25 protein-coding genes are annotated in these 20,022 nt (G+C 54.2%); 7 read left to right on the top strand and 18 right to left on the bottom strand.

Going from position 1 to position 20,022, the window contains the following annotated elements:
* Window positions 1-76: 76 nt before the first annotated feature.
* The 10 genes from FKP33_RS03890 to FKP33_RS03935 all read right to left on the bottom strand — a co-directional run bounded on the left by FKP33_RS03890 (window position 77) and on the right by FKP33_RS03935 (window position 8,851).
* Entirely contained in the window at window positions 77-931 is an 855-nt protein-coding gene (locus tag FKP33_RS03890) for a purine-nucleoside phosphorylase (RefSeq protein WP_127605436.1), read from the bottom strand.
* Window positions 932-975: 44 nt separating this feature from the next.
* Complete coding sequence (locus tag FKP33_RS03895) at window positions 976-1,803, bottom strand: purine-nucleoside phosphorylase (protein ID WP_127605438.1); 828 nt, start codon at window positions 1,801-1,803, stop codon at window positions 976-978.
* A gap of 39 nt (window positions 1,804-1,842) precedes the next feature.
* Entirely contained in the window at window positions 1,843-3,018 is a 1,176-nt protein-coding gene (deoB, locus tag FKP33_RS03900) for a phosphopentomutase (protein WP_127605440.1), read from the bottom strand.
* A gap of 118 nt (window positions 3,019-3,136) precedes the next feature.
* Window positions 3,137-4,036 carry a site-specific tyrosine recombinase XerD gene (gene xerD, locus FKP33_RS03905; RefSeq protein WP_127605442.1) on the bottom strand — a complete coding sequence of 300 codons (900 nt, stop codon included), beginning with the start codon at window positions 4,034-4,036 and terminating at the stop codon, window positions 3,137-3,139.
* Window positions 4,037-4,210: 174 nt separating this feature from the next.
* On the bottom strand, window positions 4,211-4,453 hold the full coding sequence (locus tag FKP33_RS03910) for a DUF4227 family protein (RefSeq protein ID WP_127605444.1): 243 nt from the start codon (window positions 4,451-4,453) through the stop codon (window positions 4,211-4,213).
* A 121-nt stretch (window positions 4,454-4,574) separates the two neighbouring features.
* Window positions 4,575-5,699 carry an alanine dehydrogenase gene (ald, locus tag FKP33_RS03915; RefSeq protein ID WP_127605447.1) on the bottom strand — a complete coding sequence of 375 codons (1,125 nt, stop codon included), beginning with the start codon at window positions 5,697-5,699 and terminating at the stop codon, window positions 4,575-4,577.
* 120 nt (window positions 5,700-5,819) lie between these two features.
* The gene (gene fur / locus FKP33_RS03920) at window positions 5,820-6,269 is read right to left on the bottom strand and encodes a ferric iron uptake transcriptional regulator (protein WP_127605449.1); all 450 of its coding nucleotides are present in this window, start codon (window positions 6,267-6,269) and stop codon (window positions 5,820-5,822) included.
* A gap of 119 nt (window positions 6,270-6,388) precedes the next feature.
* Window positions 6,389-7,036 carry a stage II sporulation protein M gene (gene spoIIM, locus FKP33_RS03925; protein WP_127605451.1) on the bottom strand — a complete coding sequence of 216 codons (648 nt, stop codon included), beginning with the start codon at window positions 7,034-7,036 and terminating at the stop codon, window positions 6,389-6,391.
* Between the two features lie 62 nt (window positions 7,037-7,098).
* Window positions 7,099-8,283 (bottom strand): endonuclease Q family protein, encoded by a 1,185-nt coding sequence (locus FKP33_RS03930; RefSeq protein WP_141333977.1) that lies wholly within the window; start codon window positions 8,281-8,283, stop codon window positions 7,099-7,101.
* A 1-nt stretch (window position 8,284) separates the two neighbouring features.
* Entirely contained in the window at window positions 8,285-8,851 is a 567-nt protein-coding gene (locus FKP33_RS03935) for an NUDIX hydrolase (protein WP_127605709.1), read from the bottom strand.
* 152 nt (window positions 8,852-9,003) lie between these two features.
* Here FKP33_RS03935 and mciZ point away from each other — a divergent pair, with 152 nt between their 5' ends.
* Window positions 9,004-9,222: a Z-ring formation inhibitor MciZ gene (mciZ, locus tag FKP33_RS03940; protein ID WP_141333978.1), complete on the top strand. Its 219-nt coding sequence runs from the start codon at window positions 9,004-9,006 to the stop codon at window positions 9,220-9,222.
* 122 nt (window positions 9,223-9,344) lie between these two features.
* Here the strand turns inward: mciZ and FKP33_RS03945 are convergent, their stop codons facing one another.
* Window positions 9,345-10,481 carry a M20/M25/M40 family metallo-hydrolase gene (locus FKP33_RS03945; protein WP_127605457.1) on the bottom strand — a complete coding sequence of 379 codons (1,137 nt, stop codon included), beginning with the start codon at window positions 10,479-10,481 and terminating at the stop codon, window positions 9,345-9,347.
* Window positions 10,482-10,553: 72 nt separating this feature from the next.
* Here FKP33_RS03945 and prli42 point away from each other — a divergent pair, with 72 nt between their 5' ends.
* Window positions 10,554-10,649 (top strand): stressosome-associated protein Prli42, encoded by a 96-nt coding sequence (gene prli42, locus FKP33_RS26960; protein WP_155614814.1) that lies wholly within the window; start codon window positions 10,554-10,556, stop codon window positions 10,647-10,649.
* 3 nt (window positions 10,650-10,652) lie between these two features.
* On the opposite strand, the gene FKP33_RS03950 is transcribed toward prli42, so the two are convergent.
* From FKP33_RS03950 to lpdA, 4 genes are all read right to left on the bottom strand, one after another.
* Window positions 10,653-12,035, bottom strand: a complete 1,383-nt coding sequence (locus FKP33_RS03950) for a dihydrolipoamide acetyltransferase family protein (protein WP_127605459.1) — start codon at window positions 12,033-12,035, stop codon at window positions 10,653-10,655.
* A 72-nt stretch (window positions 12,036-12,107) separates the two neighbouring features.
* Window positions 12,108-13,088 carry an alpha-ketoacid dehydrogenase subunit beta gene (locus FKP33_RS03955; RefSeq protein ID WP_127605461.1) on the bottom strand — a complete coding sequence of 327 codons (981 nt, stop codon included), beginning with the start codon at window positions 13,086-13,088 and terminating at the stop codon, window positions 12,108-12,110.
* Entirely contained in the window at window positions 13,088-14,101 is a 1,014-nt protein-coding gene (locus FKP33_RS03960) for a thiamine pyrophosphate-dependent dehydrogenase E1 component subunit alpha (RefSeq protein ID WP_127605463.1), read from the bottom strand. The genes FKP33_RS03955 and FKP33_RS03960 overlap by 1 nt, the downstream gene beginning before the upstream one ends.
* Before the next feature lie 140 nt (window positions 14,102-14,241).
* Window positions 14,242-15,663 (bottom strand): dihydrolipoyl dehydrogenase, encoded by a 1,422-nt coding sequence (lpdA, locus tag FKP33_RS03965; protein WP_127605465.1) that lies wholly within the window; start codon window positions 15,661-15,663, stop codon window positions 14,242-14,244.
* A gap of 145 nt (window positions 15,664-15,808) precedes the next feature.
* Between lpdA and FKP33_RS03970 the strand changes: the two genes are divergently transcribed.
* On the top strand, window positions 15,809-16,078 hold the full coding sequence (locus FKP33_RS03970) for a DUF2627 domain-containing protein (protein ID WP_127605467.1): 270 nt from the start codon (window positions 15,809-15,811) through the stop codon (window positions 16,076-16,078).
* A gap of 133 nt (window positions 16,079-16,211) precedes the next feature.
* Here the strand turns inward: FKP33_RS03970 and FKP33_RS03975 are convergent, their stop codons facing one another.
* Window positions 16,212-16,568, bottom strand: coding sequence for a carboxymuconolactone decarboxylase family protein (locus tag FKP33_RS03975; protein WP_054795183.1), 357 nt, complete (start codon window positions 16,566-16,568; stop codon window positions 16,212-16,214).
* A 213-nt stretch (window positions 16,569-16,781) separates the two neighbouring features.
* Between FKP33_RS03975 and FKP33_RS03980 the strand changes: the two genes are divergently transcribed.
* On the top strand, window positions 16,782-17,111 hold the full coding sequence (locus tag FKP33_RS03980) for a hypothetical protein (protein ID WP_127605469.1): 330 nt from the start codon (window positions 16,782-16,784) through the stop codon (window positions 17,109-17,111).
* 90 nt (window positions 17,112-17,201) lie between these two features.
* The gene (locus FKP33_RS03985; protein WP_054799655.1) at window positions 17,202-17,387 is read left to right on the top strand and encodes a hypothetical protein; all 186 of its coding nucleotides are present in this window, start codon (window positions 17,202-17,204) and stop codon (window positions 17,385-17,387) included.
* Window positions 17,388-17,688: 301 nt separating this feature from the next.
* Here the strand turns inward: FKP33_RS03985 and FKP33_RS03990 are convergent, their stop codons facing one another.
* The gene (locus FKP33_RS03990) at window positions 17,689-18,138 is read right to left on the bottom strand and encodes an S-layer homology domain-containing protein (RefSeq protein ID WP_141333979.1); all 450 of its coding nucleotides are present in this window, start codon (window positions 18,136-18,138) and stop codon (window positions 17,689-17,691) included.
* A 236-nt stretch (window positions 18,139-18,374) separates the two neighbouring features.
* Between FKP33_RS03990 and FKP33_RS03995 the strand changes: the two genes are divergently transcribed.
* Window positions 18,375-18,911 carry a GNAT family N-acetyltransferase gene (locus tag FKP33_RS03995; protein WP_141333980.1) on the top strand — a complete coding sequence of 179 codons (537 nt, stop codon included), beginning with the start codon at window positions 18,375-18,377 and terminating at the stop codon, window positions 18,909-18,911.
* 394 nt (window positions 18,912-19,305) lie between these two features.
* Here the strand turns inward: FKP33_RS03995 and FKP33_RS04000 are convergent, their stop codons facing one another.
* A complete protein-coding gene (locus FKP33_RS04000; protein ID WP_230876144.1) occupies window positions 19,306-19,521 on the bottom strand; it encodes a cold-inducible protein YdjO-related protein in 216 nt (71 codons plus the stop codon).
* A 229-nt stretch (window positions 19,522-19,750) separates the two neighbouring features.
* On the opposite strand from FKP33_RS04000, the gene FKP33_RS04005 reads away from it, so the two are divergent.
* Entirely contained in the window at window positions 19,751-19,966 is a 216-nt protein-coding gene (locus FKP33_RS04005; RefSeq protein WP_054795189.1) for a hypothetical protein, read from the top strand.
* Window positions 19,967-20,022: the final 56 nt, after the last annotated feature.

The following is a 20,022-nucleotide window of genomic DNA, read 5'->3' on the forward strand; positions in this document are numbered from 1 at the left end:
CGACAAACACCCGATTCCCGCAGTATCGCAGGAATCGGGTGTTTTTTGTCCTATGTGCTGAATTCGTTAGCGCGGCTTAAGACAGCTCGACTTCTTTTACAAACCGCTTCACCAGTTCAATGAACACCGGCTTCGTCCGGTTGGCCACGGCTACTACCTGCTCATGCGTCAACGGCTCCAGCTCCTCGCCGATCGCCATGTCGGTGATGCACGAGATGCCGAGCACGCGCAACCCCGCGTGACTGGCCGCGATCACTTCGCCGACGGTCGACATGCCGATCGCGTCGCCTCCGAGCTTCGCGAGCATCGTTAACTCGGCAGGGGGCAAATAGTTCGGTCCGCTGATGCCGGCGTATACGCCTTCCTGCAGCCGTATCGGCTCGCCCCGCTCCGCGCTCAACTGCTCGCCGATACGTTTAGCGAGCTGGCGGTATTCGCGGTTATAGGCTTGCGACATGTCGGGGAAGCGAACCCCCAGCTCCGGGTGATGGATGCCGATTAACGGATTATCACCCGTCATATTTAAGTGATCGGAAATCAGCATCAAATCCCCCGCCGCGAACTCACGGTTCATTCCCCCCGCCGCATTCGTGATAATCAGCGATCGCACGCCGAGCTGCTTCATCACATAGATCGGGAAAACGACCTTCTTCATCGAATAGCCTTCGTAATAATGAAAACGGCCCTGCATGACGATGACCGATTTTCCTTCCAATTGACCGATCACGAATTGACCGGCATGACCTTCCACGGTCGATACCGGGAAATGCGGAATCCGGTCATATGGAATCGTCACCGGATGCTCGACCTGATGCGCCAAATCCCCTAGCCCGGAACCTAACACCATCCCGATATCAAGCGGACGCCGATCGATTTGATCGCTGATCCATTGTACGGCTTCCTGAATGTGCTGAACATAATCCGAGTCCATGCTCTCCACTCCTTTTCGAATTTTGTCGCGAGCCTAACCGGAACTCACATCTTCGGGATAATGCCCATGATCAGCTTCAAAAAGGTTTGTTTTACGCGTTCCGTCGTTTCGATTACTTCTTCGTGCGACAGCGGCTGGTCGAGAATGCCTGCGGCCATGTTGCTGATGCATGAGAAACCCAGCACCTCAATGCCTGCATGACGCGCCACCAGCACTTCCGACACCGTCGACATGCCGACGGCGTCTCCGCCGAGCGTCCGGATCATGCGAATTTCAGCCGGCGTCTCATAGGAAGGGCCAAGCAGGCCGAGGTATACGCCCTCCTGCAGCGTAAGCCCCTGCTCGGCGGCAACGCTCTTCGCCACTTCGCGAAGTCTGCGGCTGTACGCCTCGGACATATCCGGGAACCGAACGCCAAGCTCCCCGAAGTTCGGTCCGATCAGCGGGTTGCGGAACGTGAAGTTGATATGATCGCGAATGATCATCAAGTCGCCCGGGCTATAAGACGTGTTCACGCCCCCCGCCGCATTCGTGACAAGCAGCTTCTGCACGCCGAGCTCCTTCATGACGCGCACCGGGAACGATACGGTGTCCACACCGTATCCTTCGTACATATGAAACCGGCCCTTCATGAGCAGTACATGCCGTCCGCCGATCGTGCCCAGCAGCAGCTCCCCGGCATGTCCTTCCACCGTAGACACCGGAAAATTCGGGATTTCTTCATACGGGATCGTAACCGCATCCTCGACAAGATCGGCCAATACGCCGAGACCCGAACCGAGAATAAGGGCGACCTCGGGCGTCACCGGGTATTTCTCGCGGATGTAAGCCGCGGCCTCTTTAATATTTTGCAGCAAAGGTATTTGTTGCACGATGAATCGGCTCCCTTCATAAATAACCCTGTTTTTGAATCAACGCAGCTGTTGCAAGAAGCTTTGTCCGTTCCCTGTCAGCGGTACCCCGAAGTTATCGGCGACCGTTGCGCCGACATCGGCGAACGTAGCGCGCACGCCGAGCGAATCCGGCTGCTTGAACGCCGGACTGTACACCAGCAACGGCACGTATTCCCGCGTATGATCCGTACCGGGATGAATCGGATCGTTCCCGTGATCCGCCGTCAGGATGAGCAGATCCTCTTCCCCGATTTGCTCCATAATCCTTGGCAGCCATTCGTCGAATTCGTTCAGCGCGCTCGCATAACCGATCGGATCGCGCCGGTGTCCGTACAACGAATCGAAATCGACCAGGTTCGTAAATAACAAGCCTCGGAACGGCTCCAGCAAACGTTCGATCGTCTTCTGGATGCCGTCGAGATTGCTCTTCGTCGACTGCGCGGACGTCACGCCCTCACCCGAGTATATATCGTTGATTTTACCGACGGCGATCACGTCGAGCCCGGCTTCCTTCAGCCGGTTCATAACCGTCGGCGCCGGCGGCTTCACCGCATAGTCGTGCCGGTTCGGCGTACGTTTGAACGCGCCGGGCTCGCCGATGTACGGACGGGCGATGACGCGTCCGACGGCATATGGATCTTCCAGCGTAAGGCGGCGGGCGATCTCGCAAGCGCGATACAGCTCGTCCAGCGGGATAACCTCTTCGTGAGCGGCAAGCTGGAAGACGCTGTCCGCCGACGTGTAAACGATCCAAGCGCCGGTTTCCATTTGCTCGGCGCCAAGCTCGTCCAATATTTCCGTGCCGGAGGCCGGCTTGTTGCCGATCACCTTACGGCCGGTTTCCTGCTCGAATCGTTCGATCAATTCGGGAGGGAATCCGTCCGGAAAGACGTTGAACGGAATGTCGACTTTCAATCCCATAATTTCCCAATGACCGGTCATCGTATCTTTGCCGACGGACACCTCGGCCATTTTGCCGAAATAGCCTTGCGGCGTATGGGTTGGCTCTATGCCGGTAAGTTCGGCGATATTGCCGAGTCCGAGCTTGCGCATATGCGGCAGGTGTAATGTGGGAACCCGCTCCGCGATATGGCCGAGCGTATGTGCACCGCTATCTTGAAACCGCGGCGCATCAGGCAGTTCTCCTATGCCGACGCTATCGAGTACGATTAGGCAAATCCGTTTGAATGTCAATGGCAGCACCTCCCAGTATCGCTACAAGCCTACGGCTATTATCGCAAAACGCTGCTGCCTTTGCAAAGCGCGAAACCGACAAGAAACCCGTTCTTCGGTCTGAGAGAACGGGTGACGATCAGGATTCGATTTTCGCTCTGGGATGCGTCCGGTCGTAAACTTCTTTCATCTTCCCCCGCGTCACTTGCGCGTAAATTTGGGTGGACGAGATGTCGGCGTGCCCGAGCATTTCTTGCACGGAGCGAAGATCGGCCCCGTTCTCCAGCAGATGGGTTGCAAAGGAATGACGCAGCGTATGAGGCGTTATTTCCTGCTCGATCCCCGCTTCCTGCGCGTAACGCTTCATAATTTTCCAGAACCCTTGCCGGGTCATACGGCTTCCGAGGTGACTGATGAACAGCGCCTCTTCGACTTTGGACGGCTTCAGCAGCTTCGGCCGCATCGAGTCGATATAAGCCTGAACATAATCGGAGGCGATGCGGCCGAGCGGAACGATCCGTTCCTTGCTTGTACCGACGCAGCGGATGAAACCCAAGCCCGGATTCACGCTGGCCACATCCAGCGAAATCAGCTCGGAAACGCGGATTCCCGTCGCATACAGCACCTCCAGCATCGCCTTATCGCGCATCCCGCTCGGGGAGCCCGTTTGCGGAGCATCGAGCAGCCTGCCGATCTCCTGCACCGTCAACACTTTAGGCACCCTTTTCTCCAGCTTCGGCGTCTCCAGATGGAGCGAAGGATCGTGGTCGATGCGCCGTTCCCGCACCAAAAATTGATAGAAGGCGCGAATCGAAATAATGCTGCGGGTTTGCGTTGCGGCGGCTCTCCCTTTTTGCTTTAAGCGCAGCATATAGCCGGATAAGTTCGTCTTGCCGGTTTCGGCAAGCGAACCGATCCCGGACTCTTCCAAATAGTCCAGGTACTGCATAATGTCGCGCTCGTATGAATCCAGCGTGTTGGGCGCCAGTCCCCGCTCGTCGCACAAAAAACGAATGAATGACTGCAATTGCTCTCTCATGCCTGCAAATCCCCTTTTATGTGTTGATAAGGACGCATAAGTACGGGCTTATACGGCGTATCAACCTTGACAAACGCTTTGTCCTTATTCATACAAGGACGGCGTGGCCGTTTATCCTCGTGCACCAATGGCGATTGTTACTAATTTCAACGCAAAAGGGGCGTTTTCCTGCCTTTATTCACCGATCCAATAAAAAAGCTTCAATCTGTCCCCCATGCCCTCCGGCTTGACGGCAACCGCGGAGTCGCTTTGAAACACCTTGACCGCTCGTCCTACGGGCTCCTTGTATTTCGGCATAGGCTCCATCACCTGCGTGACGATCAGCAGCAGATGATACAGCGCAAACGTAAACACGACAAAAAGCAGCCCGAAGCGCAGCCGCTCGATCCACTTGCCGATACGAAAATGAAAGATCACAGCGTTCCCTCCTTCTGAAGACGGTTGTCCGGCTTCGCAAGCCGAAAGACGCCTCCTAAGAGTAGGCTATGATCTTTCGTCGTCATTTATGTCGAACCGGCGGCCGAAACGGGCCACTCGCTTAACTGATCGGCAGCAGCGCGTCCAGCCCGGTATAAGGCAGGCCTACGGCTTCGGCCACCGCCGCATAGGTCACATGCCCCTGATAGGTGTTTACGCCATGCTTAAGCGGCGGATTGGCGTAGAGGGCGCGCATGACGCCTTTGGTGGCGATCTCCATCGCATAGGCAATCGTCACGTTGGTCAGCGCCAGCGTCGACGTCCGCGGCACCGCTCCCGGCATATTCGCGACTGCGTAGTGGATCACGCCGTGCTTCTCGTAGGTCGGCTCGCTATGTGTCGTCACCCGGTCCACCGTCGCGATCGATCCGCCCTGATCGACAGCCACATCGACGATAACAGCGCCGGGCTTCATCGTTCTGACCATGTCTTCCGTCACAAGCTTCGGCGCCTTCGCGCCAGGTATCAAGACGGCGCCGATCAACAAATCGGCTTTCTGGACGGCATTGGCAATATGGTAAGGGTTCGACATCAGCGTCCGGATGCGGCCGTGGAAGACGTCATCCAAGTAGCGCAGACGTTCCGCGCTCCGTTCGATCACAACGACGTTCGCTCCCATCCCGAGCGCAATTTTGGCGGCGTTCGTGCCGACGATGCCGCCACCCAGTATGATCACATCCGCCGGCGGCACGCCCGGCACGCCGCCGAGCAGGATGCCCCTGCCGCCGTAAAACTGCTCCAAAAATTGCGCGCCGACCTGCACCGACATGCGTCCGGCCACTTCGCTCATCGGGGTCAGCAGCGGTAAGCCGCCGTTCGGCAGTTGGATGGTTTCGTAAGCGATCGACGTCATTTTGCTTTGGACGAGCGCCTCCGTCAAGCGAGGCTCGGCCGCCAAATGCAAGTACGTGAACAGCGTTAAGCCTTCGCGGAAATACCCGAACTCACTCGGAAGCGGTTCCTTGACCTTCATGATCATATCGGCGCGACCCCAGACGTCCGCCGTCTCCGGAACGATCTCGGCTCCTTCCTTGGCGTAATCGTCGTCCGAGAAGCCGCTCCCTGCGCCTGCGCCCGCTTCTATCAACACTTGATGGCCGTTTGCCGTCAGCATCGCCGCCCCTCCGGGCGTCAGGGCGACCCGGTTTTCGTTATTTTTTATCTCTTTCGGAACTCCGATGATCATCTCCATCGCCTCCCGCATTGGTCTATCCCAGGTTTAGCGTGTGCCAAAGATCGCATATTCATGAAACAAGCATGCAAAAAAACCTCCGCTTGCTGATAATCAAGCCGAAGGTTTGTTTGTTTACGATTTGTTTTTGCCCTTGCACCGGTGACAAATACCTTGAAAGTCAAGCCGGTGATCCAGCACCTGGAAGCCGTAATCCCGCTCAAGCCGCTCTTCCAGCTCCCCGAGCCAGTCTTCCATAATCTCGTCCACCGTTCCGCATTGCACGCAAATCAAATGGTGATGATGATGATGAGTGCTTTCATTGCGCAGATCGTAACGGGCAACTCCGTCCCCGAAGTTCATTTTCTCCACGACATGCAATTCGCTGAGCAACTCCAACGTGCGGTAAACGGTGGCAAGACCGATCTCGGGAGCTTTATCTTTGACGAGCATAAAGACATCCTCGGCGCTTAGATGATCCTCTTCGTTCTCAAGTAAAACCCGTACCGTCGCTTCGCGTTGAGGTGTCAATTTATAGCCCTGCGATTGCAGTTGTTGTTTGATTTTTTCAATGCGAGATTCCATGCTCCTCCCCCTACGGCTGCCATCAATCCGCTTAGGCTGCCTTCCAATGGCGCGGATTCGCTAATGATAACGTTATGCTTACATTATAGGAGGAGAAATACAGGAAAGTCAAACGTCTTTTAGCCCGCACCCACCGTCACGAGCATCGGAGTGACCCACTGCATCATAGCCGGTGACAGATAGGCCTCGAACAGTGCAACGCCGACCATCAGCACCCCGGATGCCGCAGCAACGCTGGTGAAGCGCAGCAGCGGCTCGAACAGCGCCCCTTTTTTCTGAATGAACCGGTTCTTCACCAGACGAACGGAGAACGCGATCGCGGTTACGCTGCATACGATAAGGACCGGAATGACGATCAGGTTTTGCGGAACGACGGAGACGAGCGCGAACAGCAGTCCGTGCCACGACAGGGTACCGACCATATACCCGACGGTGAAGCCGATCAATACGCCCTTCAGGAAGTCCAGGATGAGGATCAGCGGCAGCCCGATGACCGACATGCCCAGCAGCCAGATGATCAGCACCCACTTCATATGCAAAGACAGTGTCTCTCTGAACGAGTTCGGCGCTTCGCCGACCAGCATCCCTTGATCCACGATCGAGAAAAAGTTGCTTAAATATCGCGTAATCTCCTGCTTCTGCTCCAGCGACAGCGCGTTCACCATGACGGCGCCGAACACAACCCCGGTTACAAATATGACGCCAACGAAAATGTAGAGCGACAAATGTTCCTTCATATAGTGCTCGAGCGAGCGATTCCGCGTCATGCTGCCAAGCCCCCCTTGTCCGAATAGTACAACCTATGCGCAAAGGAAGGGCTTTATGCCGTTCATTCGGTTTTTACTTTGCCGTATTTCCCGCCGCCGCCCGTCTCGAGCTCAAGCTCTCCGGTCCGGGCTGCAAGCAAATAGCCGGCGATCGATTCGCCGGCCGCTTCGGCCAGCTCTTGGTAGGAGGTGCGGTGCAGCATGTTCATCTCCGTCCCGAACCGGTCAAGAAGCTTGGCGAGCGTCTTGGGGCCGAGTCCAGGGATGTATTCAAGCGGCACTTGGTAGATATAGGGCGGACGGCCGGACGGTACAAGGGGCGTTTCACGGTCCGCGATCGCAAGTATTCGGTCCATAACGCCGCGAACGATCTTCGTGCTGCCGCAATAGATGCAGCGCTCGACCACAGACTCACCCCGCTCGTCGATGATCGACTCGCAGCTGCCGCAGTAAGTCCGGTGATATTTCCCGAGCCGGGGATTCAGCCCGTAATTGGCCAGCACCCGGCGGCCGTTCAAGCCTTCAAGAGCCTGCCGAAACTCCGTGAACGTAGGCTCCGCAAGCTGAAGCTTGTTGTACTCCCGGCCGATCTTGGGTAAGGAATGCGCGTCCGAGTTCGTCAGGAACGTGTACCGGTCGAGTTCCCCGATGTGAGCCGCCATCGTCGTGTCGGCGCTCAGCCCAAGCTCGACGGCGGCAATGCCGTCCGGGTCGAGCAGCTCGTTCAGACGCGCGCAGCAGCTGCCGTAGACGCTTTTGTGCGGGGTGAAAATGTGTGCCGGCACGAGCAGCCCGCCGCGGTCGATCACTTCCCGCTGCAGCTCCCGGGCGGGAACGTAGAGGCGCTGCGAGCTGAGCTGCACGTTCTTCATATGCTTGCGCAGCCAGGCGGTGAACGCCTGCATGTCCGACAGGGCGGGAAAGTAAGCGATCAGATGAGCGGCTTTCATCCCGGGATCCCGCACCTCCAGCTCGCAGCCCAGCAGAATCGTCGTCTGATGGTAACGAATGCCGCCTTCCTTCAGCTCTTCCATATCCCCTTTGTCCAGATAATGCAGCATCTCCGCCTGCACCCCCGGCGAGTGGCAATCGATGATGCCGACCACATCCATGCCTTTGCGAGCCGACGCCTCGCGTGCGATGTTATAGAAAGTCAGGTTGTTCGCCGCGCTGATCTTTACTGCTTGACCGGCTTCCGTCCTGCCGATGTGAATATGAAGATCGGCGTAGTACGCGTTCAGGCTCATCTTATTGAAACTTCCCGGTCAGCTTGTACAAATGCCAAGCGTAAACGGCCAATATCGTCTTGGCGTCGCTGATTCGCCCCTCGCGGATATATTGCTGTGCTTCCTCCAGCGTAATCGCCTCCATCTCAAGGAACTCGTCCTCGTCCGGCTTGGCTTCTCCGGTCACGAGCTGCTCCGCCACGTACAGATGCAGGATTTCGTCGGCAAAACCGGGCGACGTGTAGAAGGATGCTACATGTCGAAGCGAGCCTGCGGTATAACCCGTTTCTTCCTCCAGTTCGCGTCCCGCCGCCGTCAGCGGGTCCTCGCCGCCGTCCAGCTTGCCGGCCGGTATTTCCACCTGGCTCTTCTCCAGCGGCTTGCGGTACTGCTCAACGACGACCATGCGATCGTCCGGCGTAATGGCGAGTACGGCTACCGCCCCGGGGTGCCTGACGATTTCACGCGTCGATTCGCCGCCGTCCGGCAGCCGTACCGTATCGACCTGCAGCGAGATGATTTTTCCTTGGAAAATCGGCTTGGTGGACAGGGTGACTTCTTCAAATTTTTTGGGGAAGGATGATGTCATCGGATCGATTCCTCTCTTTTCATTCAGGGTAATGATTTGCATACGTCCAATGTACCCCATGTTAGCTCCTCCGGTCAAAAAAGACCCGGTCATATTCGCTGAAAGCTTCGCATAGGTTGTACTATAAAACTATGAAAGCCAGGTGAATCTCTATGAAAATATATGCGGCAGACGGGCACCTTCGACTTGTGGGTAAAGGCTGGGAAATTCGGCGTTACTTGAAAGCGTTGCTGGAACGCTCCGGCACATCGGCGACGCTGCACGAATTTCTCGGCGGGAACGTCGTGAAGCCGGGTCGTAAACGGAGCCTGAAAGCCCGCCGATGGTCCAATCTGTCTACGAACCTCACGCTCGTTGGCAAAGCGCGATAATCTCATCCCATCGGCCTGTTCACCGGCAGCAAAAAAAATCGCCGTCATACCGAGGTATGCGGCGATTTCATGTATTTTCATCTACTGAACGAGCAGTCCGTTCCAGGCTTCCCTTATCCCTGCTAACCGCGGCCGGCCACTTCCCGTACGATGGCGACGACCGCCTCGGTCGTTTTGACCAAATCGCTGATCGCGATGCGTTCCTTCGTCGTATGAATGTCCAGGTAGCCGACGGCCAGGTTCACGGTCGGAATGCCGAAGCCGTTGAACACGTTGGCGTCGCTGCCGCCGCCGGAATGAAACGTTCTCGGCGTGCAGCCGACTTTGGACAACGCCGACATGGCAAGCTTCACGACCGGCGCCGTTTCGTCATACTTGTACGCGGGATAGATGACCTCGCTCTGGAAATCGAGCTTCGCGCCCATCTCGTCGGCGGCGCTTTGGCAGGCGGCGCGCATGCTCTCGACCTGCTCGTTCATCCGCTCCTGCGTTAAGCTTCGCGCTTCCGCCTCCAGCTTCACCCGCTCAACGACGATATTCGTTGCGCCCTCAACACCGCCCTCGAAACGGCCGATGTTCGCGGTCGTTTCTTTATCGATACGGCCGAGCTTCATACGCGAAATGGCTTTGCTTGCGACCGTAATCGCGCTCACCCCGTCCTCCGGGTTCACGCCCGCATGCGCCGAACGGCCCCAAAAGGTGATGTTAATTTTCGCCTGCGTCGGCGCCGCTACCGCGATATCGCCGATCGTCCCGTTCGAATCCAGCGCGTAGCCGAAATCCGCATCCAGGTACTTCGGATCCATAGCGCGCGAGCCTTTAAGCCCCGCCTCTTCGCCCGCCGTAATAGCAAACTGGATTTGCCCGTGCTCGATGCTGTTCTCTTTCAGCACGCGAATCGTCTCCAGCATTGCGGCCAGTCCGGCTTTATCGTCGGCTCCGAGGATCGTCGTCCCGTCGCTCCGGATGTAGCCGTCTTCCCCGATTTGCGGCTTAATGCCTCGACCTGGCGTCACCGTATCCATATGAGAAGTGAAGAACAGCTTCGGCAGAGGCTTGCTCGAAGTCGCAGCCAGTGTAAAGAACAAGTTATTCGAGCCGTGGCCGGTCTTGGCCGCCGAGTCGTCTTCCTTCACGGTCAACCCGTAAGAGGTAAACTTTTGCTTCAGCACCTTGCTGATTTCCTGCTCATGCCGCGTCTCGCTGTCGATTTGCACCAATTCCAAAAACTCCGCAACCAACCGGTTTTGCTGTATCATATCTTTCCTCCATTGTGCGAAATGAGTTAAAATGGTTAGGATGAGTATTCCCATAAAGAGGAGCTGAGACGCTTGCAGAATAAGTTAATTTTCAAAATCGTCATTTATGTAACCTTGATCACTATGGTATTGTCCACCGTGCTCCTGACGATCAGCAGCTTTCTTTAAATCCTAATACACTTTCGTGTCCTGGTTGTAGCCTTCCAGGTTCTCTTTCACGCGCTGCAGGAAACGGCCGCAAATGATGCCGTCCAAAATACGGTGGTCGAGCGACAAGCATAAGTTCACCATCGAACGGACGGCGATCATGTCTTGAATGACCACGGGCCTCTTGACGATCGATTCGAACGATAGGATAGCCGCTTGCGGATAATTGATAACCGGATACGACATGATCGAACCGAACGAGCCCGTATTGTTCACCGTAAACGTACCGCCTTGCATTTCGTCGAGCGACAGCTTGCCGGTTCTCGCCCGGCGGGTCAGCCCGTCGATCTCGCGGGCGAGGCCGGCGATGTTCATCTGATCGGCCTTCTTGATGACCGGCGTCACGAGGAAATCTTCGGTACCGACGGCAAGCGAAATGTTGATGTCGCGTTTGACGATGATTTTATCGGTCGCCCACACGGAGTTGATAATCGGATAGTCCTTAATCGCATTGACGACAGCTTTTATCAGGAAGGCCAGGTACGTCAGGTTGATGCCTTCCTGTTTCATGAACTCATCCTTCAGCTTGTTGCGCAGCAGGACGAGATTCGTCACGTCTACCTCGATCATCATCCAGGCGTGCGGAATTTCCGTCTTGCTTTGCCGCATCTTGCTCGCGATAGCGCTGCGAATCGGCGTCACGTCGATTAAATATTCGCCGCGGCCTTTCAGCTTCTGGCCTTCGACCTCGATGTTCGGCAGCGGCGGATTTTCCGATAAATGCAGGCCCGAAGAGCGGACCGAAACCTTCGGAGGCGTTGCCATGAAGACGCCGTCCATCGCCGCGGCCGCAGCCGCAGCCCGGTTCACTTCGGCCTCTGTCGCTGGAGGCGCCGGGGTTCTTTCGTTCTGCCTCGGCGCGCCTTGTGCGCCGCCGGCCACTGCGAAAGCTTGGACGTCCTTGCGGGTAATACGGCCGCCAAGGCCGGTTCCCTGCACTTGCGTCAGGTCAATCCGGTGTTCGCCCGCCAGCTTCAGCACTGCAGGGGAGTAACGACCACTCATCCCCGAGCCGGTCGGACCGCTCGCGCTTGCCGCGCTCACAGCCGCTTGACCTTGCGAAGGTGCGGCGCTTCCCGCTGCGCCGTCTGCCGCTGGCTCCTCAATAATGCAAATCGGCGCACCGACAGCCGCCGTGGCGCCATTGTCCACAAGCAGCCGGACGAGCGTCCCTTCGACCGGAGACGGCATCTCCACCGTTACCTTCTCCGTAATCAATTCGCACAACACATCGTATTGCTCGATATAATCGCCCGGTTTTTTCAACCATTTGCCGACCGTCGCCGAGACCAGGCTTTCCGCCAAATGGGGAACGGTCACTTCGGTCCCCTTCCGATTTTCTTGCATGCTGCTTCCCCCCAAAGCTTCGGCGGCCGTTGGCTTCGAAGCCCTGCCGCCCGTCATTTCGGCCATTCCGCGCTAGAACAAGGCCAATTTTCGCATAGCGTCTTTGATTTTATCCGTATTGAGCAAGAAAAACTTCTCCATCGGCGGGTTCATGCCAACCGCCGGCACATCCGGGCCGCATAACCGCATGATCGGCGCATCGAGCTCGAACAACAGCTCTTCGGCGATCAACGCGGATACTTCCGCTCCGACGCCGCCGGTCTTGTTGTCTTCGTGCACAATCAGCACCTTGCCCGTACGGCTTGCCGCCCCCAGCACCGCTTCCTTATCGAGCGGCTGCAGCGTCCGCAGATCGAGCACGTGCGCGCTGATCCCCTCTTTCGCCAGCTCCTCGGCGGCCCGCAGCGCATACTGCACGGTAATCCCGTACGAAATGACCGTAATATCGGTCCCTTCGCGCTTCACCTTCGCTTTGCCGATCGGCACGATATAATCGTCCTCCGGCACTTCACCCGTAATGCCCAGGTAACACTTCTTATGTTCAAAATATAAGACCGGATCATCATCGCGGATCGCCGCTTTCAATAAACCCTTCGCATCGTACGGATCGGACGGGGCAACGATTTTCAACCCCGGTATGCCGAAGAACACGCCCTCGGGACATTGCGAGTGATACAGCGCGCCCCCGCCCGTAGCCCCGTAGGGTGCCCGGATCACGACCGGACAGTTCCAATCGTTGTTCGAACGGTAACGAATCAGCGCCGCCTCGCTAATAATCTGGTTCGTAGCCGGGAAGATGAAGTCGGCGTACTGCATCTCCGCAACCGGCTTCATGCCGTACATGGCCGCGCCGATCGCCACGCCCGCTATCGCCGATTCGGCCAGCGGGGTATCCATCACCCGCTCTTCGCCGAATTGATCGCGGAGCCCTTTGGTCGCGTTCATAACGCCACCCTTGCCGACGTCTTCGCCGAGCACGAACACGTTGTCGTCGCGCTCCATCTCTTCCTTCATCGCCGTCCGGATCGCTTCCAGATAAGTAATAACCGCCATTATGCTTCGCCTCCCTGTTCGCCGTATACGTGCCGCAGCGTATCTTCGGGTTGCGGATAAGGCGCCTGCTCGGCATAGTTCGTCGCTTCGACCAGCTCTTTCTTAATCTCTTCCGCAAGCGCGGCTTCCTGCTCTTCGGACCACACGCCGCAATCGACCAAGTATTGCCGGAATCTCGGCAAACCGTCCTGCGCCCGGTTCATATCCACTTCTTCCTGGGTACGGTACAGCAGATCGTTATCCGACGTCGAATGCGGCGGGATGCGGTACATGACCGCTTCGATCAAGGTCGGCCCTTCGCCGCGCAGCGCCCGCTCCCTCGCTTCTTTCACGACGCGGTACACCTCAAGCGCATCCCGGCCGTCCACCTTGACGCCGGGGAATCCGTAGCCCGCGGCACGTTCCGCAATGCTGCCTGCGGTTTGCTTGTGCAGCGGCACGGAAATCGCATATTGGTTGTTCTCGCACATGAAGATGACCGGCAGCTTGTTAACGCCCGCAAAGTTGCAGCCTTCATGGAAGTCGCCCTGATTGCTCGATCCGTCTCCGAATGTCACGAACGAGACGAACGATTTGCGTTTCATCTTCGCCGCCAAGGCAAACCCGACCGCGTGCGGCACTTGCGTCGTCACGGGACTGGACCCGGTCACGATGTTCAGCTTCTTATGGCTGAAGTGCCCCGGCATTTGCCGGCCGCCGCTGTTCGGGTCCTCGGCTTTGGCGAAGACGGACAGCAGCAGCTCCCGCAGCGTCATGCCCGCCGTTAACACGAAGCCGTAATCGCGGTAATACGGGAGGAAATAATCCGTCCCCCGCTCCAAGGCGTAAGCAGCCGCCACCTGCGCCGTCTCTTGACCGATGCCGGAAACGTGGAACGCGATTTTCCCGGAGCGCTGCAGCAGAAATCCGCGCTCGTCGAACATGCGCGCTTTCAGCATGTATGTATACATCTCGATGACTTGTTGATCCGTCAAGCCGAGCTGTCGGTGTCTCGTCATTTGTCCGATGGACATGGGGCAAACGCCTCCTCCGTTATCGAATGCATATAGGCGTCATCAACTGCGATCAGCAGCTATTATTATAACCAGGTGCTAATACTTGACGCTATATTTATATTATAAACGGATTGGAATATGAACACAATTTTTCCGCGTTAAAAACTGATCGATTTGCCGTCAACGGCAAGCATCGCTTCCCCTAAAATTTCGGACAATGTCGGATGCGGATGAATCGTCTGCCCCACTTCCCAAGGCGTTGCATTCAGCAATTGCGCCAGCGCCGCCTCCGCGATGTAATCGGTCACGTGGGCGCCAATCATATGCACGCCGACGATATCGCCGCTTTCCTCGTCGGCCACGACCTTCACGAATCCGTCCGTTTCGCCGAGCACCCGTGCCTTGCCGAGCCCTTGAAAATACAGCTTCGCTGTCTTCACCTGACGCCCCTGCTCTCGCGCTTCCCGTTCGGTATAGCCAATGCTGGCGATCTCCGGACGCGAATACACACAGCGCGGCACTTGATGCGGGGCGTAAGCATGCGTGGGCAGTCCTGCCCCGTGCTCCGCTGCGGCAATGCCTTCGTGCGCAGCGGCATGGGCCAGCTGCAGCCCGCCGATACAATCGCCGACGGCGTAAATATGAAGTTCGGCCGTTTGCATGTCTTCATTGACTTTAATGAAGCCGTTCTCTACCTTGACATCCGTATTCTGAAGTCCGATGCCTTCGATATTCGCCTGCCGGCCTACGCATACGAGCGCCAACTGTGCCGTCAGCTCCTGCGTAGTTTCCCGCTGCTCGATGCTGATGGTCACCTGCTTGGCTCCTCGAACGACCGATTCCGTCTGCACCTTCGCACCCGTATAGATCGTAACGCCGCGCTTCTTCAAAAGCTTCTCCAGTTCGCGCGACGCGTCTTCATCCTCGGAAGGCAGCAATCTCGGCGCGTATTCGACAATCGTCACCTCGACCCCGAAGTCGCTCAGCATCGATGCCCATTCTACGCCGATGACTCCTCCGCCGATAATGATCGCCGAGGCCGGCAAAGCTTCGAGCTGCAGCGCTTCGTCGCTGTTCAGCACGGTAACGCCGTCCGTTTCGAGTCCCGGCAGCGTACGCGGTCGTGAGCCCGTGGCGATGATCAGCTTATCCGGAACAAGATTCAAAATCTCGCCATCTTCCTGCTCCACGGAAACGGTGCCGCTGCGCGGAGAGAAAATGGAAGGTCCGATAATGCGGCCTTTCCCATTAAAAACCGTAATCTTATTTTTTTTCATTAAAAATTGCAGACCTTGATACAGTTGATCCACAATTGAATTTTTTCTATCGGATATTTTCGCATAATCGAGCCGGACGGCTTCGGCTTGAATGCCGAAACGATCGCTTTCCTTCATGAGCGCGTACACTTCCGCGCTGCGCAGCAGCGCTTTGCTTGGGATGCAGCCGCGGTGCAAGCACGTTCCCCCCAGCTTGTCCTGCTCAACGATCGCCACCGTCTTTCCCAGTTGAGACGCCCGAATGGCCGCGGAGTACCCACCGATCCCGCCACCGAGAACGATCGTATCAAAAACTTGCGACATCTCGATACCTCCCAAATCTATGATTCTTATATTTTAACCTTATTTTACCGAAGAAATATAGTCCAATTTGTGAATTGACATGAATTGTTGCACGAAATGTGATAACGTAAGGGTAAACGCGTATTACCGATTGAAGGAGCTGCAAATGAACGCCGTATTTCAACGATTTATTGCCATTCTCTTGCTTGTCATTCCCGGGTTCATGGCAACGTACGGATTTTTGGCCATGAAAGACGCTTGGTTCGCTCAATTCGACGTCAATGACGGCGATGCGGGTATCCTGTGGTGGAAATTGGCCCTCGGGTTTATTTTATTCGGTCTGGGCGTCGCTTTTATCGGCGGTTGGATTTTTTTCCGCGATCGTAAACGCAATTATGTCGCCCCCCGTTTCCGGCAAAAACGCAAAAAGAGATAGGCGGGCGCCTATCTACACCGGATGAAGCTCTCCGTTCTTGGGAGAGCTTTATTTATTTACCTTCAGCTCCTGGCCTGCCGGACAACAGCCGGCGAATGGCTTGAACAGCTCACGCCTTCTCGCCGGAGCAAATTTATTGCGTACCCGCCGTTAACGTCTCCAGCGCCTGCTGTACCCTTGTCGCGCCCTGCGATAGCGTATGACCGCTGCCCACCGCCGAAGCGACCGCCATCGCCTCCATAACTTCTTGCTGTGAAGCTCCCGAGGCAATCGCTTCCTGCACATGATAATACGTGCATACTTCGTTGTTCGCGAACAGGCTGATGCCCAGTGCTATCAATTGTTTATGCTTCGCTTCAAGCGCGCCCGGATCGAAACAGATCCCGGTGAAATTATGGTATGCCTCGACCATCGTCGGCATCAGTTCCTGTATGCGGCCTACTCCGATTTTATACGAATCCACTTTTGGGTCTGAATGGGCTTGCTCCATTGTGCTCGTCAGCCTCCCTGCCTCGCATACTTGCGCCGAGTCCGTTCGACGCCAATTGTCATAAACACCACTTTTGTTACATTGCCCAGGTTAAAAGGCCCGTATACCCTCTGAATGAATGGATAAAAAAAGAAAATACTTACAAAATTGTACACCTTCCGAGCAATTCCGTATGGTATAATGAAATTTATTCCAGCTCAAGGAGTAGATTCAATGCAAAAGATATGCCAAAAAATTGTTCGTGTTCAGAACGGTCTGATTACGGAAATTTATGATGGCTTGATCTACCGCGACTTCAACGATAATGATCGCGCAATCAAGGAACTGTTGATGGAAGATGTCGGCATGGATTTCGATGCGATGTTACAAACTTATGAGAAGTTGATTTATGACTTAGCTTCTTCCAACATAGACAACCCAGATATGCAAGCAATGATCAAGAACCGTTTGCCCGAAGGCTGGTTGGACTGGGCCGAAACCATCTACCGGGAAGAAGGAAGACAAGAGCAATCGCTTCAGCAGAAGAGTCATCCGATCCTGTAATTGCCTGCGCTTCGCAGGCATAGCCGGCCTCGCGCTGTTCCATACTAAAGTCGTCACTTACGATGTTCGAGGATGGAGGTTGCTATCTGTATGTTGAATCAGCTTGAGAGCTCCTACAATTGTGCCAATGCCGGTCAAGATCTTCACGAGCTTCAGCAGGAACTTGAATCGCTTCAGCAAACTTCCGGTAACCCGGATCAAGAGACAACCGATACGATCAACAGGCTGGAAAATCAAATTCGCTTTATCAAAAATAAATGCGAAATTCGCCCGTAATTCGTTAACGAAAGTCTACGCTCCAGATATCGAGAAAGCATACTTTTCATCCCTCTCGCTTCTTTAATAGAAAGAAGCAGGGAGGGCTTATTTGTACGCCGAGACATTTCCCAAGAGCCGGGCCACTAAGCGAGCTGGTCACCGGTCCCATTAAATCAAGCATGTCATCAAGCCCTTCTTGACCACCCGATATACAGCGTCAGCGTCAGCCGTTGTTCAGGGACGTCTCTCTTAAGATCCCTTGCTCGGCGTACACGAAAAAGACATGGAGAGTCTATTCCTCCATGTCTTTCGTAAATATTTATGGCGTTGTCGTCGTTTCGCCTGGCGTCGTCGTCGTTCCGCCTGGCGTTGTCCCAGATGGAATAACGATATAGCCCTTATCTGCTAAAGACTTAATAACTTTGATGACTTCCGCTCTTGTCATTGATTTGTCAGGTTGAAAAGTTCCATCCGGATACCCGTCGATGATTCCCAAATTAGAGCTCCATTGAACGCTTTCTGCGTACCATTCTCCACTCGGAACATCGCTAAACTTGTGTTGTGCCGTATCTGATGGCGTAGTGGTTGTATTTCCTGGCGTAGTTGCTGCATCTAGAGGTCGAACAAGCCCTCTATTTTGGTTAACCATGTTATGATGGCGGTAATTCGTCGATTGCGACCTTACATTATTCGTGCCATTCGCACTGCAACCCGCCAATAAAGATACGGAAACCACAACCGCAGTTAAAGATAAGCTGACTTTGTTCACGTCTTATCACTCCTTTCGTGGATTCGCCCTTATGATTTACAGAACCGAATAAAAATAAATCACTCAAGTGAAGCGAAAGTATGGGAGTACAGACAAAATAATCACGCCCTCGAACGTGCAAAATCACATTTTCACCCGTAACCGTAGACCAACTTTTTCGTCAATGGTAAACCATGCCATAAGATTATACATGTGAGCATAAAATAAAATAGATCAAGGACGGAGGATGAACCGCAATGGAACATTGGTATATTTGGCAGCCGAAAGTCACTAATGCTCTGAAAACCATAAATGACCAATTATATCATAAATTAGCTGCAGATTTCTCTTTAATTATGGGAGCGGAAGTTTCCGTATCGATCCTTAAGCATGAGGATAGTTGGAAGATTTGCTATCAAGCGCCGCATAGTGAAAGTGACTTGTTTACGTTTATTTTCAGCTTATATGATCCGGTTAAGAAGGAATACTTGTACAGCGGATTTGAAATCGAGGAACCGACCATCGATATTCACAAGCTGTTCGTACTTCCTCAGGGACAAGGTCTGGCCACACAGATCATATATAAGTTTTTGGAGAAAATGACCGAAATTCAATCGTTCTCGAGAATTGTTCTTCGAGCGGAGAGCAAGGACGAGGCAAAATTTTGGCAGCGTTTCGGGTTTCAATTCAAAGCAAGAACAAGTCCCTATTTGCCTGCGATGAGTTTAAATCTAAAACCGGATATCGGCAAATCCAAAAGCTTGCATGTAAATATCCGGTATAAATCGATATAAATGAGCGTACGGGGAATCATTAAGGAACCCTATGGGTGATAAGACTACAGGGATTACAAAGGGATGCTCTCTGGTATTAACAAATAAAACCAGAGAGAATTTCCATCACCCTCCAAATGTAATAGATAGTTATATTTCCCTCCTTCCCTTCCCCATCGACTATTCCCTTCAGTCTTTTAATACGATCTTCTATTGGATACCCGCTTGACTGCAACAAAAAAAACGGCATCACCTAGATACCGCTTCGAACGAATATTGTATCTTCTAATTGGAAATAATGATTCAACGACGCTTTTTGCCTTACTCATTTTTTTGAGGTCATATGCCTAAAACCCCCGAGTCAATTTCGGAGGTAATCGTAGCATCAAAGCTCACCGTTAGGGCGGGCTTCCGGTTATAATCTTCTTTTGCCCATAAAAAAGGTTTTATTTACTTTCTTAACGGCAAGCGGTACAAGCTTATAACTTTGTACCATCGGACTTTTACATAAAGGACAGCCAGGCGATTCTTCGTGTACAAATTCTTCACGTACCCATGCATTGCAATTCGTATCTTCGCACTTCCAGATCCGTAATTCCTGTTTCTGTTCTGCCAACGTCGGCGTTTCCAATCGATTTCCCCCCTGCATTATCATGACAATTTATTATAATACGGTTGAGGAAAATTATGCAGCCTTTATCCGCTCAAAATTTAAAATTTTTTATGAGGGCTTTCAAGCCTGCGAAAATAGCTTCAAAGATCGTAATATAGCAATAATCACGGGGCTTGAATGATTAAGCAATAATTAGACCATATTAACTTTGCTGTAAAGCACAAAACTCATTTAGGAGGTGTATTCGATGGCTGACCAACAATCCGGCCAACAAAATCAGGATGCCGAGATCCAAGCCCATAATGCCGTGAAACATGCACTAAGTGAATTGAATCAAGCCCAGGATAATAACACGGATCGACGACATGACATTCAGGCTGCCCAAGAACAGCTTGATCAAGCCCACTTACAATTAGCACAAGCACGAAATGCGGATTCCGATAACCCGAGCACATCCTCGTAATTGAAGCTGCCCCTCCATTTATGGAGGGGTTCTCTTTTTATACAAAATACAAAACC

The organism is Paenibacillus sp. tmac-D7, from assembly GCF_006519665.1.
In the GTDB taxonomy this organism is placed as follows: domain Bacteria; phylum Bacillota; class Bacilli; order Paenibacillales; family NBRC-103111; genus Paenibacillus_G; species Paenibacillus_G validus.

Bases quoted from the DNA above. Each gene is read 5' to 3' on its own strand.
- FKP33_RS03995 (WP_141333980.1), top strand. From the start codon at position 18,375: ATGGAACATTGGTATATTTGGCAGCCGAAAGTCACTAATGCTCTGAAA.
- FKP33_RS03945 (WP_127605457.1), bottom strand. From the start codon at position 10,481: ATGATACAGCAAAACCGGTTGGTTGCGGAGTTTTTGGAATTGGTGCAA.
- mciZ (WP_141333978.1), top strand. From the start codon at position 9,004: ATGAAAATATATGCGGCAGACGGGCACCTTCGACTTGTGGGTAAAGGC.
- FKP33_RS03985 (WP_054799655.1), top strand. From the start codon at position 17,202: ATGTTGAATCAGCTTGAGAGCTCCTACAATTGTGCCAATGCCGGTCAA.
- spoIIM (WP_127605451.1), bottom strand. From the start codon at position 7,036: ATGACGCGGAATCGCTCGCTCGAGCACTATATGAAGGAACATTTGTCG.
- ald (WP_127605447.1), bottom strand. From the start codon at position 5,699: ATGATCATCGGAGTTCCGAAAGAGATAAAAAATAACGAAAACCGGGTC.
- FKP33_RS03970 (WP_127605467.1), top strand. From the start codon at position 15,809: ATGAACGCCGTATTTCAACGATTTATTGCCATTCTCTTGCTTGTCATT.
- FKP33_RS03960 (WP_127605463.1), bottom strand. From the start codon at position 14,101: ATGTCCATCGGACAAATGACGAGACACCGACAGCTCGGCTTGACGGAT.
- FKP33_RS03975 (WP_054795183.1), bottom strand. From the start codon at position 16,568: ATGGAGCAAGCCCATTCAGACCCAAAAGTGGATTCGTATAAAATCGGA.
- lpdA (WP_127605465.1), bottom strand. From the start codon at position 15,663: ATGTCGCAAGTTTTTGATACGATCGTTCTCGGTGGCGGGATCGGTGGG.
- FKP33_RS04005 (WP_054795189.1), top strand. From the start codon at position 19,751: ATGGCTGACCAACAATCCGGCCAACAAAATCAGGATGCCGAGATCCAA.
- FKP33_RS03935 (WP_127605709.1), bottom strand. From the start codon at position 8,851: ATGACATCATCCTTCCCCAAAAAATTTGAAGAAGTCACCCTGTCCACC.
- FKP33_RS03930 (WP_141333977.1), bottom strand. From the start codon at position 8,283: ATGAGCCTGAACGCGTACTACGCCGATCTTCATATTCACATCGGCAGG.
- FKP33_RS03955 (WP_127605461.1), bottom strand. From the start codon at position 13,088: ATGGCGGTTATTACTTATCTGGAAGCGATCCGGACGGCGATGAAGGAA.
- fur (WP_127605449.1), bottom strand. From the start codon at position 6,269: ATGGAATCTCGCATTGAAAAAATCAAACAACAACTGCAATCGCAGGGC.
- FKP33_RS03980 (WP_127605469.1), top strand. From the start codon at position 16,782: ATGCAAAAGATATGCCAAAAAATTGTTCGTGTTCAGAACGGTCTGATT.
- FKP33_RS03890 (WP_127605436.1), bottom strand. From the start codon at position 931: ATGGACTCGGATTATGTTCAGCACATTCAGGAAGCCGTACAATGGATC.
- FKP33_RS03950 (WP_127605459.1), bottom strand. From the start codon at position 12,035: ATGCAAGAAAATCGGAAGGGGACCGAAGTGACCGTTCCCCATTTGGCG.
- xerD (WP_127605442.1), bottom strand. From the start codon at position 4,036: ATGAGAGAGCAATTGCAGTCATTCATTCGTTTTTTGTGCGACGAGCGG.